The 15,159-nt window shown below is 40.8% G+C and carries 15 protein-coding genes and 1 riboswitch; all 15 genes read left to right on the top strand.

From position 1 onward, the window contains the following. Window positions 1–24 precede the first annotated feature (24 nt). Window positions 25–176: riboswitch (M-box (ykoK) riboswitch) on the top strand. Window positions 177–373: 197 nt separating this feature from the next. Beyond that, on the top strand, window positions 374–3,034 hold the full coding sequence (mgtA, locus tag HW098_RS05165) for a magnesium-translocating P-type ATPase (RefSeq protein WP_176139464.1): 2,661 nt from the start codon (window positions 374–376) through the stop codon (window positions 3,032–3,034). Between the two features lie 135 nt (window positions 3,035–3,169). Continuing rightward, a complete protein-coding gene (spx, locus tag HW098_RS05160; protein WP_000591165.1) occupies window positions 3,170–3,568 on the top strand; it encodes a transcriptional regulator Spx in 399 nt (132 codons plus the stop codon). Window positions 3,569–3,633: 65 nt separating this feature from the next. Continuing rightward, window positions 3,634–4,203, top strand: a complete 570-nt coding sequence (locus HW098_RS05155; RefSeq protein ID WP_173228867.1) for an SP0191 family lipoprotein — start codon at window positions 3,634–3,636, stop codon at window positions 4,201–4,203. Between the two features lie 86 nt (window positions 4,204–4,289). After that, a complete protein-coding gene (locus HW098_RS05150) occupies window positions 4,290–4,556 on the top strand; it encodes an IreB family regulatory phosphoprotein (protein WP_000507059.1) in 267 nt (88 codons plus the stop codon). Between the two features lie 3 nt (window positions 4,557–4,559). Continuing rightward, window positions 4,560–4,979: a Holliday junction resolvase RuvX gene (gene ruvX, locus HW098_RS05145; RefSeq protein WP_004239076.1), complete on the top strand. Its 420-nt coding sequence runs from the start codon at window positions 4,560–4,562 to the stop codon at window positions 4,977–4,979. 14 nt (window positions 4,980–4,993) lie between these two features. Continuing rightward, window positions 4,994–5,299 carry a DUF1292 domain-containing protein gene (locus HW098_RS05140; RefSeq protein ID WP_000017626.1) on the top strand — a complete coding sequence of 102 codons (306 nt, stop codon included), beginning with the start codon at window positions 4,994–4,996 and terminating at the stop codon, window positions 5,297–5,299. 306 nt (window positions 5,300–5,605) lie between these two features. Beyond that, window positions 5,606–6,856: a folylpolyglutamate synthase/dihydrofolate synthase family protein gene (locus HW098_RS05135; RefSeq protein WP_049511457.1), complete on the top strand. Its 1,251-nt coding sequence runs from the start codon at window positions 5,606–5,608 to the stop codon at window positions 6,854–6,856. Further along, on the top strand, window positions 6,853–7,272 hold the full coding sequence (locus HW098_RS05130; protein WP_049511458.1) for an SP_0198 family lipoprotein: 420 nt from the start codon (window positions 6,853–6,855) through the stop codon (window positions 7,270–7,272). Before HW098_RS05135 ends, HW098_RS05130 begins: the two co-directional genes overlap by 4 nt. A 145-nt stretch (window positions 7,273–7,417) precedes the next feature. Further along, entirely contained in the window at window positions 7,418–8,950 is a 1,533-nt protein-coding gene (gene cls, locus HW098_RS05125) for a cardiolipin synthase (RefSeq protein WP_049511459.1), read from the top strand. A 255-nt stretch (window positions 8,951–9,205) separates the two neighbouring features. After that, entirely contained in the window at window positions 9,206–10,744 is a 1,539-nt protein-coding gene (locus HW098_RS05120) for a hypothetical protein (RefSeq protein WP_049511461.1), read from the top strand. Between the two features lie 119 nt (window positions 10,745–10,863). After that, window positions 10,864–13,071 carry an anaerobic ribonucleoside-triphosphate reductase gene (nrdD, locus tag HW098_RS05115; RefSeq protein WP_049511462.1) on the top strand — a complete coding sequence of 736 codons (2,208 nt, stop codon included), beginning with the start codon at window positions 10,864–10,866 and terminating at the stop codon, window positions 13,069–13,071. 11 nt (window positions 13,072–13,082) lie between these two features. Further along, window positions 13,083–13,223 carry a hypothetical protein gene (locus HW098_RS05110; protein WP_176139463.1) on the top strand — a complete coding sequence of 47 codons (141 nt, stop codon included), beginning with the start codon at window positions 13,083–13,085 and terminating at the stop codon, window positions 13,221–13,223. Between the two features lie 149 nt (window positions 13,224–13,372). Beyond that, complete coding sequence (locus tag HW098_RS05105) at window positions 13,373–13,879, top strand: GNAT family N-acetyltransferase (protein ID WP_176139462.1); 507 nt, start codon at window positions 13,373–13,375, stop codon at window positions 13,877–13,879. After that, window positions 13,872–14,462 carry an anaerobic ribonucleoside-triphosphate reductase activating protein gene (nrdG, locus tag HW098_RS05100; protein ID WP_176139461.1) on the top strand — a complete coding sequence of 197 codons (591 nt, stop codon included), beginning with the start codon at window positions 13,872–13,874 and terminating at the stop codon, window positions 14,460–14,462. The genes HW098_RS05105 and nrdG overlap by 8 nt, the downstream gene beginning before the upstream one ends. Next, window positions 14,459–15,076 carry a phosphoribulokinase gene (locus tag HW098_RS05095; protein ID WP_176139460.1) on the top strand — a complete coding sequence of 206 codons (618 nt, stop codon included), beginning with the start codon at window positions 14,459–14,461 and terminating at the stop codon, window positions 15,074–15,076. The genes nrdG and HW098_RS05095 overlap by 4 nt, the downstream gene beginning before the upstream one ends. Window positions 15,077–15,159: the final 83 nt, after the last annotated feature.

The following is a 15,159-nucleotide window of genomic DNA, read 5'->3' as shown; positions in this document are numbered from 1 at the left end:
TTTAAAGGTTTATACTGAAAAACGAAAACGGTAGGTGAGACTACCATAGGGATACGGATGACTACCGCAAAGCAGTGGAGACACTACTCGTTGGTCAACAGTCCTGGTCGCGAAGGCTAAGACTAAGCTCATTTCATTGCCCTATGGAGTTAAAGCTTGAACGAAAAAACAGATATTTAGTTTTTTAATCCTGCCATTTTTTGATGGTAGGATTTTCTACTGTTTAAATCAAAGAAAGGAGATAGACGATGCAAATTGACGATCATCCGGAACCGCACATACACAGCCAATCGCTGATTTGTGTCGTTCTGTCCTTATAAAGTGATTGGTCTCTGTGTATGAAACACATCATTCATACAGATAGGAGAAACCAATGAAAACTACAAAAGAAAGATTAGCAACAGCTATTCATACATCTTTAAACGAAACTCTATCTTTTTATAAGACAAGTCTAACAGGCTTGACTGAGGAGCAGGTGGAGAAAAATCGTGACCTATATGGCGAAAATACCATCACAAAGGGTCAAGAAGACAGTATCCTCAAAAAGATTTACGAATCCATTATCAATCCTTTTACAATCATCTTACTGGTCATCGCCGTGATTTCCTTGGTGACCAATGTCTGGTTGGCAAAACCAGGTCAAGAAGATCCGACCACTTCCATTATCATCGTTGTCCTAGTCCTCATTTCTGGTGGCATACGCTTTGTCCAAGAACTCCGTAGTGATAAGGCTGCGACCAATCTATCAAAAATGATTGTCAACACAGCGACTGTCATTCGTCAAGGAGAAATCCAAGAAGTACCTATCGATGATTTGGTAGTGGGTGACGTGGTTAAATTAAGCGCTGGAGACATGATTCCAGCAGATCTTCTTTTATTTGAGTCGCGCGATTTCTTTGTCCAACAGTCGGGCTTGACAGGTGAAAGTGAATCGGTTGAAAAATTGGCCTTGACCAAGGCAACAGTTCAACAATCTGATAGTCTGCTAGAAGCAGAAGCGCTCGCCTTTATGGCAACCAATGTCTTATCTGGTAGTGCCAAGGCCGTGGTTTTAGCAGTTGGTGATGATACCATGATGGGGGCCATTGAGCAGACTTTGAACACCTATGACGAGCCTACTTCGTTTGAGCGGGAGATGAATAGTATTTCGTGGCTCTTGATTCGTTTGATGCTGGTCATGGTGCCCATCGTTTTCTTGTCCAATGGTTTAACAGATGGAGATTGGTTAGAAGCTGGTGTATTTGCTTTGAGTGTTGGTGTTGGATTGACACCTGAGATGCTTCCTATGATTATCACGGCCAGTCTAGCAAAAGGCTCCATCATTATGGCCAAGGAAAAAGTGGTTATCAAGAAACTCAATGCCATACAGGACTTAGGGGCGATTGATATTTTGTGTACAGATAAGACAGGGACTCTAACCCAAGACGAAATTGTCCTTGAATATCCCTTGGACATCCACGGACGCTTGGATTTGACCGTCTTGAGACGAGCTTATCTCAATTCTTATTTTCAAACGGGCTTGAAAAATTTGATGGACAGAGCCATCATCAAACGGACTGAAAAGGAAGCCAAAGAACACGCCCTCTTGCAAAATCTAGATCAAACCTTTCAAAAAATAGATGAATTGCCCTTTGATTTTGAACGTAGACGGATGAGTGTTATCGTTAAGGATGAACACGAAACGGTTAGTTTGGTAACCAAGGGTGCCCTAGAGGAAATGTTGACGATTTCCAGTCATGCGGAATACCAAGGAGTGATTACTCCCTTGACAGATGCTATTAGAGAAGAAATTTTAGCGGAAGTCCGACAACTCAATCAACAAGGTTTGCGTGTCTTGGGAGTGGCTTATAAGTCAGGTTTGAGGGAAGATCATGCCTATACAGTTGATGACGAAGGGGATATGATTCTAACTGGTTATTTAGCCTTTCTAGATCCTCCTAAACCATCTGCAGCACCAGCAATTAAGGCTTTGTTAGAACATGGGGTTCAAACAAAGATTTTAACGGGAGACAATGAAAAAGTTACCCAAGCAGTCTGTGAAAAGGTTGGTTTGGATATCAATCAGATGCTGTTGGGGTCTGAAATTGATCAGATGAGTGATCAAGAATTGTCTCAAGCCGTAGAGGAGGTAACAGTTTTTGCCAAACTTTCTCCTGACCAAAAAGCAAGGATTATTTTACAATTTAAGGCTAATGGTCATGCGGTCGGCTATATGGGAGATGGAATCAATGATGCCCCTTCTATGAAAGTAGCAGATGTGGGAATTTCTGTTGATACAGCAGTAGATATTGCTAAAGAAACAGCTGATGTTATCTTACTTGATAAGGATCTCATGGTGCTTGAAAAAGGACTTGTTGAAGGTCGTAAGGTCTATGCCAATATGACCAAATATATCAAGATGACAGTGAGTTCTAATTTTGGAAATATCTTATCCCTATTGGTCTCTGGAATCTTTTTACCCTTTTTACCAATGGCACCAGTCCATTTGATTATCCTAAATCTAGTTTATGATTTGTCTTGTATTGCTTTGCCTTTTGACAAGGTGGATAAAGATTTTTTGAGAAATCCACATACCTGGGAAGCCAAGTCCATCACACGTTTCATGATTTGGATGGGGCCTATCTCTTCTGCCTTTGATATTTTGACCTTCATTTTGCTTTATTTTATCATTGTACCCATGACGACAGGTCATGCCTATGTTCATGGAGCAGAGTCGGCCGTAGGCTTTATTGTCTTGTTTCAGACAGGTTGGTTTATCGAGTCCATGTGGTCTCAGACCATGGTTATTCATATGTTGCGTTCAGCCAAAATTCCCTTTTTACAAAGTCGTCCAGCTTGGCTAGTCCTTGTGACAACCTTATTGGCTGCAGCCTTTGTGACCTTCCTTCCCTACAGTCCTCTCGCAAGCCTTCTTCATTTAACTCCTTTAAAACCGATTTATTTCATCTTTTTACTTTTCATCATTATTTTGTATATGATTAGCGTGACAATTGTGAAAAAAATCTATATCAAGAAATATAAAGAATGGCTGTAAATTTCATTTTGTCAAGAAAAAAGTACGAAAATGACGAAAAAAGTCAAAAAAATTTAAAAATAGGTCGCAAGTCGGATGTTTTTTATGGTATAATAGACTAAACTGATAGTAACATGTAGCGAAAGGGGTAGGTACATGATTAAAATTTATACAGTCTCAAGTTGTACTAGCTGTAAAAAAGCAAAAACCTGGCTCAATGCCCACCAGTTAAGTTATAAAGAACAAAACCTTGGTAAAGAAGGAATTACGAGAGAAGAATTACTGGATATTCTAACTAAAACAGATAATGGAATAGCCAGCATCGTTTCATCTAAAAATCGCTATGCCAAAGCCCTTGGAGTGGATATTGAAGATTTGAGTGTCAATGAAGTCCTCAATCTGATTATGGAAACACCGAGAATTTTAAAGAGCCCAATCCTTGTGGATGAAAAACGCCTGCAAGTTGGCTACAAGGAAGACGATATTCGTGCCTTCCTACCACGCTCTGTCCGTAATGTAGAAAATGCAGAAGCACGTTTGCGTGCAGCTCTATAAACATCAAGGCTGGGAGCAATTCCCAGTCTTATTCTATTTTAATCTCAGAAAGAAAGAAGAAAGAAATGAAAAAAATTGTTCTTGTTAGTCTAGCTTTCCTTTTTGTTCTAGTTGGTTGTGGACAGAAAAAAGAAGCTGGACCAGCTACAAAAACAGAAAAGGATACGCTTCAATCAGCATTGCCAGTTATTGAAAATGCTGAGAAGAACACAGTTGTAACCAAGACTTTGGTCTTGCCCAAGTCAGATGATGGCAGCCAGCAAACCCAAACTATTACTTATAAAGACAAGACTTTTTTGAGCCTAACCATCCAACAAAAGCGTCCAGTCTCAGATGAGTTGAAGACCTATATTGATCAACATGGAGTGGAAGAAACTCAAAAAGCTCTTCTCGAGGCAGAGGAGAAGGATGAGGCCATCATAGAAGCTCGTAAATTAGCAGGCTTTAAGCTTGAAACTAAACTATTGAGTGCAACCGAACTTCAAACAACGACTAGTTTTGATTTTCAAGTTCTGGATGTCAAGAAGGCTTCTCAGTTAGAATATTTGAAGAACATTGGCTTGGAAAATCTTTTGAAGAATGAACCAAGCAAATATATTTCAGACAGATTGGCAAATGGTGCGACAGAACAATAGAAAATCCAAATAAATAGACTGCCTGAATTGTAGAACGTAAGGAATTATGCTATAATGGTACTATTCTAAGGAAAGAGGGTGTTAGAATGGGATTTACTGAAGAAACAGTACGTTTTAAATTGGACGATTCCAATAAAAAAGAAATTAGCGAAACTTTGACTGATGTCTATGCTTCGTTGAACGATAAGGGCTACAACCCAATTAACCAAATCGTAGGTTACGTATTGAGTGGAGACCCTGCCTACGTTCCTCGTTATAATAATGCACGAAATCAAATCCGTAAGTATGAGCGTGATGAAATCGTTGAGGAATTGGTTCGCTACTACCTAAAAGGACAAGGAGTCGATCTATAATCTATGAGAATTATGGGATTGGATGTCGGTTCAAAAACGGTAGGGGTAGCCATTAGCGATCCGCTCGGTTTTACAGCACAAGGACTTGAAATCATCCAAATCAATGAGGAGCAAGGTCAATTTGGTTTTGACCGCGTTAAAGAGTTGGTTGATACTTACAAGGTGGAACGATTTGTAGTGGGCTTGCCTAAAAACATGAACAATACAAGCGGACCGCGCGTGGAAGCTAGTCAAGCCTACGGAGCGAAGCTAGAAGAGCTTTTTGGTTTACCAGTAGATTATCAGGATGAACGCTTGACAACAGTTGCCGCAGAGCGCATGTTGATTGAACAAGCAGATATCAGTCGCAATAAGCGCAAGAAAGTCATTGATAAGTTAGCAGCTCAGCTGATTTTACAAAATTATTTAGATAGAAAATTTTAATATAAGGAGAGGCTATGTCACACGATCATAACCACGAACACGAAGAACGTGAACTAATCACACTAGTAGATGAGCAAGGAAATGAAACCTTGTTTGAAATCCTTTTGACGATTGATGGAAAAGAAGAATTTGGTAAAAACTATGTTCTTCTAGTACCAGTTAACGCAGAAGAAGACGAAGACGGACAAGTTGAAATCCAAGCTTACTCATTCATCGAAAACGAAGATGGAACAGAAGGAGAATTGCAACCAATCCCAGAAGACTCAGAAGACGAATGGAACATGATTGAAGAAGTCTTCAATAGTTTTATGGAGGAGTGATACAGTCTGGGAGACTGTATCAGCCCAACTCCCAGAAATTGGGAAGAGTTGGAACGTCCGGGGGACGTTTTTAGCCCTGCGCTAGAAATTAGAAACGCAGGTAGTCTGGGAGACTGTATTACCCCAACTCCTAGAAATTGGAAGAGTTGGAACATCCAGTGGATGTTTTTAGCCCAAGTTAATATTCATAGTTGCTAGTTATTAGCTAACCAGGTAAGAGGTCGGGACGAAAATCCTGGCCTCGTTTTTGTTAGTTATGAGATTTTATTGAGGCGGTTGATTGAACCTGTAATTAAGGAGATGTATATGTTTGAAGTAGAAGAATGGCTCCATAGTCGGATTGGTTTGAATTTTCGATCAGGTTTAGGCCGAATACAGCAAGCGGTGGATTTGTTAGGGAATCCAGAGAAGTCTTATCCTATTATCCACGTAACAGGGACTAATGGGAAAGGATCTACCATTGCTTTTATGAGGGAGTTATTTATGGGGCATGGCAAAAAAGTCGCGACCTTTACCTCCCCTCATATCGTCTCTATCAATGATCGAATCTGCATTAATGGGCAATCTATAGCAGACACAGACTTTATCCGTTTGGCTGAGCAGGTCAAGGAGATGGAGAAAACGCTTCTGCAAACCCATGATCAGTTGTCCTTTTTTGAATTGCTGACCTTGATTGCTTTTCTTTATTTTAGAGAGCAAGAAGTGGATTTGGTTTTACTAGAAGTAGGAATTGGTGGCTTACTTGACACGACCAATGTGGTAATTGGAGAGCTTGCTGTCATCACCTCCATTGGGCTTGACCATCAGGAGACCTTGGGCGATAGTCTAAAAGCAATCGCAGAGCAGAAAGCTGGTATTTTCAAGGCTGGTAAGAAGGCAGTGATTGCGAAATTGCCTCCAGAAGCTAGGCTTGTCTGTCAGAAAAAAGCCGAATCTTTAGCTGTTGACTTTTATCAGGCAGGTCAAGATTTTTTAATGCTGAATGGGGATTTTTCAAGTTCTTTGGGAACTTTTTCGCAGTTGAAAATAGGATTAGAAGGAGCTTATCAGCAGGAGAATGCGGCCTTGGCGTTGCAAACGTTTCTTCTTTTTATGGGAGAAAGAAAGGAAACTGTTGATGAACAGGCTGTAAGACAGTCCTTGGAGCAGACCCATTGGGCTGGTCGTTTGGAGCGCATTCGTCCTCGGATATACTTGGACGGTGCCCATAACCTCCCTGCCTTGACTCGCTTGGTTGAATTTATCAAAGAAAAAGAGCAGGAAGGTTATCGTCCCCAAATCCTCTTTGGGGCCTTGAAACGCAAGGATTATCAGGGAATGTTGAGTTATCTGACTGAAAATTTGCCTCAGGTGGAACTCAAGGTGACTGGTTTTGACTATCAAGGTTCTTTAGATGAGACGGATGTAACAGGTTACGATGTCATTCCTTCTTACAAAGAATTTATTAGTAGTTTTGAAGAAAGAGCAGATACGCAGGACTTGTTATTCATTACAGGGTCTCTCTATTTTATCTCAGAAGTACGGGGCTACCTGCTGGGTCATGAGCAGATAAATTGACCTCTTTAGCAAGTCTTAGTCTCTTAGTAGCATGTTCACAAAGAGTTCAACAGGTTCAACAACCAGCAGCTCAACCGCAATCACAACCTGCTGCTTCATCGTCTACAGAAAATACAAACCAGGTAGCAACAAGTTCTTCACAAAATGCACCTGAGGCTCAACCGACCGATATTGATGGGACTTATACTGGTCAGGATGACGGAGACCGTATCACTTTGGTAGTGATTGGTACAACTGGTACATGGACACAGGTAGAAACTGACGGGGAACAAGAAATCAAGCAGGTCAGCTTCGATGCATCTAATCAACGTATGATTATTGGTGATGATGTCAAGATTTATTCAATTAATGGTAATCAGATGACTATCGACGATATGGATAGAGAAGCGTCTGATCGCATCGTTTTAACTAAATAAGACTATGCAAGTAGGAAGGGCTGGATTTTCCAGTCTTTTTACTTTTACCTAGAAAATAATCATAAATACTTGCCTTCTACCGAATACCTGCGTTATACTAGTATCAATTACCTGTTTTTAGTATTCAAAATATCAAGGAGGAGATATGAAATATAGGAAATTTCAATTATTGATGTCCAAGTATGGCTTTAGTCTTTTGATTATGCTACTTGAACTTTGTCTGGTTTTTGGTCTCTTTCTTTATTTAGGACGCATGGCTCCCATTTTATGGATTACTGTCCTCATTCTACTGAGTATCATCACAATCATTTCGATAGTCAACCGTAATACGACTCCTGAGAATAAGGTAACCTGGTTATTAGTAGCCTTTGTGCCAGTATTTGGCCCCTTGCTCTATCTGATGTTTGGTGAGAGGCGATTGTCCAAAAAAGAAATCAAACAACTGAAGAAGCTAGGCTCCATGCATTTCCAAGAAGCAAATAGCCAGCTACTAAAAGAGGAATTAAAAGAAAGTGACAAGGCGGCATATGGTGTCATCAAGTCCTTATTGAGTATGGATACCAATGCTGACATCTATGATCAAACTGCCTCTACATTTTTTTCTAGCGGAGAGGTTATGTGGGAAAAGATGGTAGAAGATCTTAAAAAGGCTGAGAAATTTATCTTCTTGGAATATTACATTATAGAAGAAGGTTTGATGTGGAATCGTATTCTAGAAATCTTGGAGCAAAAAGTCGCTCAAGGCATTGAAGTTAAACTGCTCTATGACGATATTGGCTGTATGGCTACTTTAACAGGAGATTATGCACATCGACTTCGTCAGCTAGGCATCGAGGCCCATAAATTCAATAAAGTTATTCCTCGTTTGACAGTGGCCTATAATAACAGAGATCATCGAAAAATATTGATTGTTGATGGTCAGATAGCCTATACTGGTGGGGTCAATCTGGCAGATGAGTACATTAACCACGTCAAGAGATTTGGTTATTGGAAGGATAGTGGAATTCGCTTAGACGGACTAGCAGTAAAAGCCCTGACACGCTTGTTTTTAACCACTTGGTACATCAATCGAGGAGAGATTAGTGATTTTGATCAATATCATTTAGAAAATCATTCTATCCCAAGTGACGGTTTAACCATTCCATATGGGAGTGGACCCAAGCCAATTTTTCGAACGCAGGTAGGGAAAAAGGTTTATCAGAGTTTAATCAATCAAGCAACGGAATCGGTCTATATTACGACACCTTATTTGATCATAGATTATGATTTAACGGAGACAATCAAAAATGCTGCTATGAGAGGAGTCGATGTTCGAATTATCACCCCTTACATACCAGATAAGAAGTTCATTCAGTTAGTCACAAGAGGCGCTTATCCAGATCTTCTTTCTGCTGGTGTTCGAATTTATGAGTATAGTCCAGGTTTTATTCATAGTAAGCAGATGTTGGTAGACGAAGATTTTGCGGTGGTGGGGACAATCAATCTCGACTACCGGAGCTTGGTACACCATTATGAAAATGCAGTCTTACTCTATAAAACTCCTTCTATAATGGAAATAGCCCGAGATTTTCAAAATATATTTGCAGATTCTCAGGAAGTCTATCCTCATTCTATCAAAACGAGCTGGTATCAAAAACTTGTAAAAGAAATCGCCCAGTTATTCGCCCCTATCTTATAAGAAATCTAGGACTTAGGAAATGACCGAGTCCTCTTTTTCTTGCTTTTTACGAATAGAAAGATATAGGGAGGGACGATGCTGACTCAGAAAGAATTGGATTATATCATGTCATTTAAACAGACACATTTACACCGCTTTCGGGAAATTGAAACCTTTGTGAAACTATGCAAAAAATCACTCAAACAGCCATCGCAAGCTGACAATCCTAGGACTTTTTGATATACTAAGACAGATAAATTGAATAGGAGAAACGATATGAGTGTGTATGGTAGAGTAGAAGAAGTTCATCAGGAGAATCGTGAACCTCTAGAATACCAAATCGAACAAGAATCGCATCATCGTGAATCAAGTCGTCTTCCTTTGGTAAAAATTTTACTATGGAGTACGCTTGTAACGGGGATAACTCTAGGAGTACCGCTATTACTCGATTTAATGAGTGCACAGGAAGTGCAGGATTTTTATGCAGGTTGGGCCCTTCATCAGACAGGGAAGATTTACAGCGACTATTATGGAAGTCAAGGTTTGCTTTATTATTTGCTGACTTACGTGACTCAGGGTGGATTTTTCTTTGCCATTTTTGAGTGGTTAGCCTTGGTAGCAGGAGGATTTTTCCTTTTTAGATCAGCGGACACCTTGACAGAGCAAGGAGACCAAGCTGGACAAGTGGTGACTATTTTTTACATGCTAGTTACAGGTCTTGCTTTTGGTGGAGGATATGCGACTCTTTTAGCGCTTCCCTTCTTATTCGCGGCCTTTAGTTTAGTTGCGGCTTATCTAAGCAATCCAAGCCATGATAAGGGATTTGTACGGATTGGGCTGGCTTTGGCGGGTGGATTTTTCTTTGCTCCCTTGTCATCGCTCCTGTTTATTGCTGTAGTGAGTTTAGGCTTGTTGGTCTTTAACCTTGGGCATAGACGCGTTGCGCATGGGTTTTATCAGTTTCTTGCGGTGGCTTTAGGTTTTTCACTTGTCTTTTATCCAACTGCCTACTATAGTGTTGCAACAGGAAGTTTTGGGGATGCCATTAGTGGTATTCGTTATCCCATTGACAGTATTCGCTTTGATTTCACTTCTAAAATTTTAGAGAATATAGCTTTTTATGGCTTGTTGTCCCTCGGTTTGGGATTTGTAGTTTGTATCTTTTTAGGTCTCTTTCAATCCAAGCCCTCTAAACTATACGTCATTTCGGTTCCTGCAAGTCTTGTGACAATTTTAGGTTTGATTTTGCTTTTCTTTTCACAAGAGCCTCTGCACGCTTCCTATTTGATGGTCATCTTCCCTGTTTTCCTACTTTTATTGGTAACCAATATTAAGAGTCAACAGAGGGGGCGTAGTGTTAGAAGAAGACGAAGAGAAACGCCAGTTAGTCTATGGAGTCGTTTCTTCAAAGGAAATCTATATCTGCCAGTTTTAGGGCTTGTCTATCTTTTGTCTGTTCCCTTTTTGATGAAGTTTGTCCTTTATCCGGTACCTTATCAAGAACGTGATCGTCTTGCTGATTTGGTAAAAGAGGAGACAAGTACGGAAGATGCTATCTATGCATGGGATGATACTGCAACTCTTTATCGTAAGAGTGAGCGTTTGTCGCCATCGGCTATTTTGTCCCCGATGCACTATACAGCAACTGAGGAAAACCGGAATAAGCTACTTAATGACTTGAAAGAAAAACAACCTAAGGTGATTGTGGTAAATGACAAAGTGCCAGTCTGGTCTGAAGTAGAAACAATCTTGAAAGAAAATTACCAACAAGTAAAGACGGATTACTCAGAGTTTAAAGTCTATAAAATCAAATAACCAAATCAATATCTTGTGTATTTTTAAAAATTTTAGGATTTTTAACACAAGATATTGATTTTTCTTTTTAGAGTGGTATAATACTTTTTAGAAAGAACATTTTAGAAAAGAGCATGCATATGATTGCACTAGAAGAAAAAATTACAATTTTGCCAACTCTCTTCGTCGAGAAACGAGATGGGAGACGTGTTGTATTTGATGTGGATAAGATTGACAAGGCTCTCCACAAGGCGGCAGACAAGGTTATGGATGTGACACCCTTGGTTGAAAAGCGCCTAAATGCTCTGACCGAGCGAATTGTCACAGAAATTCATAGTCGATTTCCACAGGGGGTTAAGATTTACGAAATTCAAAATATCGTAGAACATGAATTGCTTGAAGCCAAAGAATATGCGCTGGCTGAGGAGTATATCACTTATCGAACACAGAGGGATTTTGAGCGCTCAAAAGCGACAGATATTAACTTTAGTATCCATAAGCTTCTCAATAAAGATCAGGCAGTTGTCAATGAAAATGCGAACAAAGACAGCGACGTCTTTAATACCCAGCGTGATTTGACAGCAGGCATCGTTGGAAAATCAATCGGACTGCAAATGCTTCCTAAGCATGTAGCCAATGCCCACCAAAAGGGGGATATCCACTATCATGATTTGGATTATAGCCCCTACACACCTATGACCAACTGCTGTTTGATTGATTTCAAGGGGATGTTGGAAAATGGTTTTAAGATTGGAAATGCAGAGGTAGAAAGTCCCAAGTCTATCCAGACTGCGACAGCTCAGATTTCGCAAATCATCGCCAACGTTGCTTCTAGCCAGTATGGGGGCTGTTCAGCTGACCGTATCGATGAAGTCTTGGCGCCTTATGCAGAGAAGAATTACCAAAAACACCTCAAAGATGCAGAAGAGTGGGTTTTACCTGAAAAACGGGAAGATTATGCCTGGAAGAAAACGCAAAAAGACATCTATGATGCCATGCAATCTCTTGAGTATGAAATCAACACCCTCTTTACTTCAAATGGGCAAACACCTTTCACTTCGCTAGGTTTTGGCCTGGGAACCAATCGTTTTGAGCGGGAAATTCAAAAAGCTATCTTGAACATCCGAATCAAGGGACTTGGTTCAGAACACCGCACAGCTATCTTCCCTAAACTTATCTTCACGCTTAAAAGAGGACTCAACTTAGAGGAAGGGACACCCAACTACGACATCAAGCAGTTGGCTCTAGAGTGCGCAACCAAACGGATGTACCCAGATGTTTTGTCCTATGATAAAATTGTTGAGTTGACAGGTTCTTTCAAAGTTCCTATGGGTTGTCGTTCTTTCCTTCAAGGTTGGAAAGACGAGAATGGCGTAGAAGTCAATTCAGGTCGGATGAATCTAGGCGTTGTGACGGTCAATCTTCCTCGCATCGCCCTCGAGTCTGATGGTGACATGAATAAGTTCTGGGAAATCTTCAACGAGCGAATGAATATTGCGGAAGATGCTCTGGTTTATCGTGTCGAACGAACCAAGGAAGCAACACCAGCAAATGCTCCTATCCTTTATCAATACGGTGCTTTTGGTCATCGTCTAGGTAAAGAAGAAAGTGTTGACCAGCTCTTTAAGAATCGTCGAGCGACCGTTTCGCTGGGCTATATCGGCTTGTATGAGGTAGCAACTGTTTTCTTTGGTAACAGCTGGGAAAGCAATCCAGAAGCTAAGGAATTCACGCTGGATATCATTCGTGATATGAAACGCCGTGTAGAAGAGTGGTCTGACCAATATGGCTACCATTTCTCTATATACTCAACACCGTCCGAAAGCTTGACAGATCGTTTCTGTAGACTAGATACAGAAAAGTTCGGCTCTATTCCTGATATTACGGACAAGGAGTACTACACCAACTCTTTCCACTACGATGTTCGTAAAAATCCAACACCATTTGAAAAATTAGACTTTGAGAAAGTCTATCCAGAAGCAGGTGCGTCAGGTGGTTTCATCCATTATTGTGAGTATCCAGTCCTCCAGCAAAATCCTAAGGCTCTGGAAGCTGTCTGGGATTATGCCTATGACCGTGTGGGCTATCTTGGGACCAATACTCCAATAGACCGTTGCTACAAGTGTGACTTTGAAGGGGATTTTGAACCAACTGAGAGGGGCTTTGCTTGTCCAAACTGTGGCAATAGCGATCCTAAAACAGTAGACGTTGTTAAACGGACTTGTGGCTATCTAGGCAATCCTCAAGCGAGACCGATGGTAAACGGCCGTCACAAGGAAATCGCTGCGCGTGTCAAACACATGAATGGATCAACGATTAAAATAGCTGGACATCAAGTAACAAATTAGAAAGAAATGAAATGGGAAAATATCAATTAGACGATAAGGGTCGCGCACAAGTGACCCGTTATCACGAGAAACACTCTAAAGGTGGAGTTGGTAAGAAAGAACGCTTGCTCAGCCTCAGAGAACAATTTTTAAACAAGAACAAGAAAAAATAAAAGTGATACTCAATGAAAATCAAAGAGCAAACTAGGAAGCTAGCCGCAAGCTGTACTTGAGTACGGTAAGGCGACGCTGACGTGGTTTGAATTTGATTTTCGAAGAGTATGAGAGTCAGCTCTCGCTTTTCTCATAGTGGGAGGTAAGGATGGAATTACGCAGACCAAGATTAGCAGATAAAGAAACAGTTTTAGACATGATGGCAGAGTTTGAGCAGACCCAATCAGCTCACGATGGGGGCTTTTGGGATACAGAGAACTTTGTGTATGAAGAGTGGTTGGAAACAAATATGCAAAAAGAGATGGGAATAAACTTGCCTGAAAATCGTGTTCCTTCTATTCAATTTGTATCATTTGATGATGTAGGTCGTGCTCTAGGATTTTTGAATCTGCGATTGAGACTGAATGAGGGATTGCTGAATTATGCTGGTCATATTGGCTACTCCATTCGTCCGTCAGAAAGAGGCAAAGGTTATGCGAAAGAAACTCTCCGTCAGGGCTTGCAAGTTGCTAAAGAAAAGAACATCAAGAAGACTCTTGTGACCTGTAACGTGAATAATCCTGCTAGTAGAGCAGTCATTCTAGCAAATAGAGGTCTCATTGAGGATGTTCGTAATGAAGTCGAGCGTTATTGGATAGAGGTGGCGAATGAATAATCCAAAACCACAAGAATGGAAAAGTGAGGAACTCAGTCAAGGCCGTATCATTGACTACAAGGCCTTTAACTTTGTGGACGGCGAAGGCGTGCGCAACTCTCTCTATGTATCAGGCTGCATGTTTCACTGCGAGGGGTGTTATAATGTTGCGACTTGGTCTTTCAATGCAGGAATTCCCTACACAGCAGAATTAGAAGAACAGATCATGGAAGATCTCGCTCAACCTTATGTTCAAGGATTGACCTTGCTGGGAGGGGAGCCTTTCCTCAATACGGGCATTCTCTTGCCTCTCGTTAAACGCATCCGAAAGGAATTGCCAGAAAAAGACATCTGGTCCTGGACGGGCTACACTTGGGAAGAAATGATGTTGGAAACTCCAGATAAACTGGAACTCTTATCACTAATTGACATCCTTGTCGATGGACGGTATGACCGAACTAAGAGAAATCTCATGCTCCAGTTTCGAGGTTCTTCCAATCAACGAATTATCGATGTGCAAAAATCTTTCAAAAGTGGGCAAGTAGTGATTTGGCATAAGCTTAATGACGGAAAAGAAAGCTATGAACAGGTGAAGAGAGAATGAAGAAAAAAGACTTAGTAGACCAACTAGTCTCAGAGATCGAGACGGGGAAAGTCAGGACACTGGGAATATACGGTCATGGGGCTTCGGGTAAATCAACTTTTGCACAGGAATTGTACCAAACCCTAGATTCTGCAAAGGTAAACTTATTGGAAACCGATCCTTACATTGCTTCAAATCGTCATTTAGTGGTGCCAAAGGAGACTCCAGACCAAAAAGTGACCGCTTGTTTACCTGTGGCTCATGAACTGGTAAGTTTAGAAAGAGACATTCTCGCTTTAAAGGCTGGCATGGATATCTTAACAATTGAAGAACCTTGGAAAGCTAGTGAGGTCTTGTCTGGAGCAAAACCAATTTTGATTGTCGAAGGGATGTCTGTTGGCTTTCTACCCAAGGAACTCTTTGACAAAACCATCTGTTTCTACACGGATGAGGAGACCGAATTAAAGCGACGCCTTGCTAGAGATACGACTGTGAGAAATCGCGATGCCTCCTTTATATTGGCTGGCCACCAGATGAGACGGGAGCAGTATCTGCGATACTATAAAGAAACTGAGTCAAGGGCGGACATTCTAGTGGACCAATCAGAAGGTAAATTTGAGGTCAAGAGGACTTAACTTATATAGAAGAAAATCCCTAATTTTAAAAAGAAAAAATAGGAAAACAGTTTCATCCCAAAAAAACGAAAAAAATCTAACAA

Source organism: Streptococcus sp. 1453, from assembly GCF_013276955.1.
Taxonomy (GTDB): Bacteria; Bacillota; Bacilli; order Lactobacillales; family Streptococcaceae; genus Streptococcus.
Note: the sequence above shows the minus strand (reverse complement) of the source record. Positions and strands in the feature narration are given on the sequence as shown.

What these genes read in the sequence shown, in the direction of transcription:
- mgtA (WP_176139464.1), top strand. Translation starts at nt 374, where the DNA reads ATGAAAACTACAAAAGAAAGATTAGCAACAGCTATTCATACATCTTTA.
- spx (WP_000591165.1), top strand. Translation starts at nt 3,170, where the DNA reads ATGATTAAAATTTATACAGTCTCAAGTTGTACTAGCTGTAAAAAAGCA.
- HW098_RS05155 (WP_173228867.1), top strand. Translation starts at nt 3,634, where the DNA reads ATGAAAAAAATTGTTCTTGTTAGTCTAGCTTTCCTTTTTGTTCTAGTT.
- HW098_RS05150 (WP_000507059.1), top strand. Translation starts at nt 4,290, where the DNA reads ATGGGATTTACTGAAGAAACAGTACGTTTTAAATTGGACGATTCCAAT.
- ruvX (WP_004239076.1), top strand. Translation starts at nt 4,560, where the DNA reads ATGAGAATTATGGGATTGGATGTCGGTTCAAAAACGGTAGGGGTAGCC.
- HW098_RS05140 (WP_000017626.1), top strand. Translation starts at nt 4,994, where the DNA reads ATGTCACACGATCATAACCACGAACACGAAGAACGTGAACTAATCACA.
- HW098_RS05135 (WP_049511457.1), top strand. Translation starts at nt 5,606, where the DNA reads ATGTTTGAAGTAGAAGAATGGCTCCATAGTCGGATTGGTTTGAATTTT.
- cls (WP_049511459.1), top strand. Translation starts at nt 7,418, where the DNA reads ATGAAATATAGGAAATTTCAATTATTGATGTCCAAGTATGGCTTTAGT.
- HW098_RS05120 (WP_049511461.1), top strand. Translation starts at nt 9,206, where the DNA reads ATGAGTGTGTATGGTAGAGTAGAAGAAGTTCATCAGGAGAATCGTGAA.
- nrdD (WP_049511462.1), top strand. Translation starts at nt 10,864, where the DNA reads ATGATTGCACTAGAAGAAAAAATTACAATTTTGCCAACTCTCTTCGTC.
- HW098_RS05110 (WP_176139463.1), top strand. Translation starts at nt 13,083, where the DNA reads ATGGGAAAATATCAATTAGACGATAAGGGTCGCGCACAAGTGACCCGT.
- HW098_RS05105 (WP_176139462.1), top strand. Translation starts at nt 13,373, where the DNA reads ATGGAATTACGCAGACCAAGATTAGCAGATAAAGAAACAGTTTTAGAC.
- nrdG (WP_176139461.1), top strand. Translation starts at nt 13,872, where the DNA reads ATGAATAATCCAAAACCACAAGAATGGAAAAGTGAGGAACTCAGTCAA.
- HW098_RS05095 (WP_176139460.1), top strand. Translation starts at nt 14,459, where the DNA reads ATGAAGAAAAAAGACTTAGTAGACCAACTAGTCTCAGAGATCGAGACG.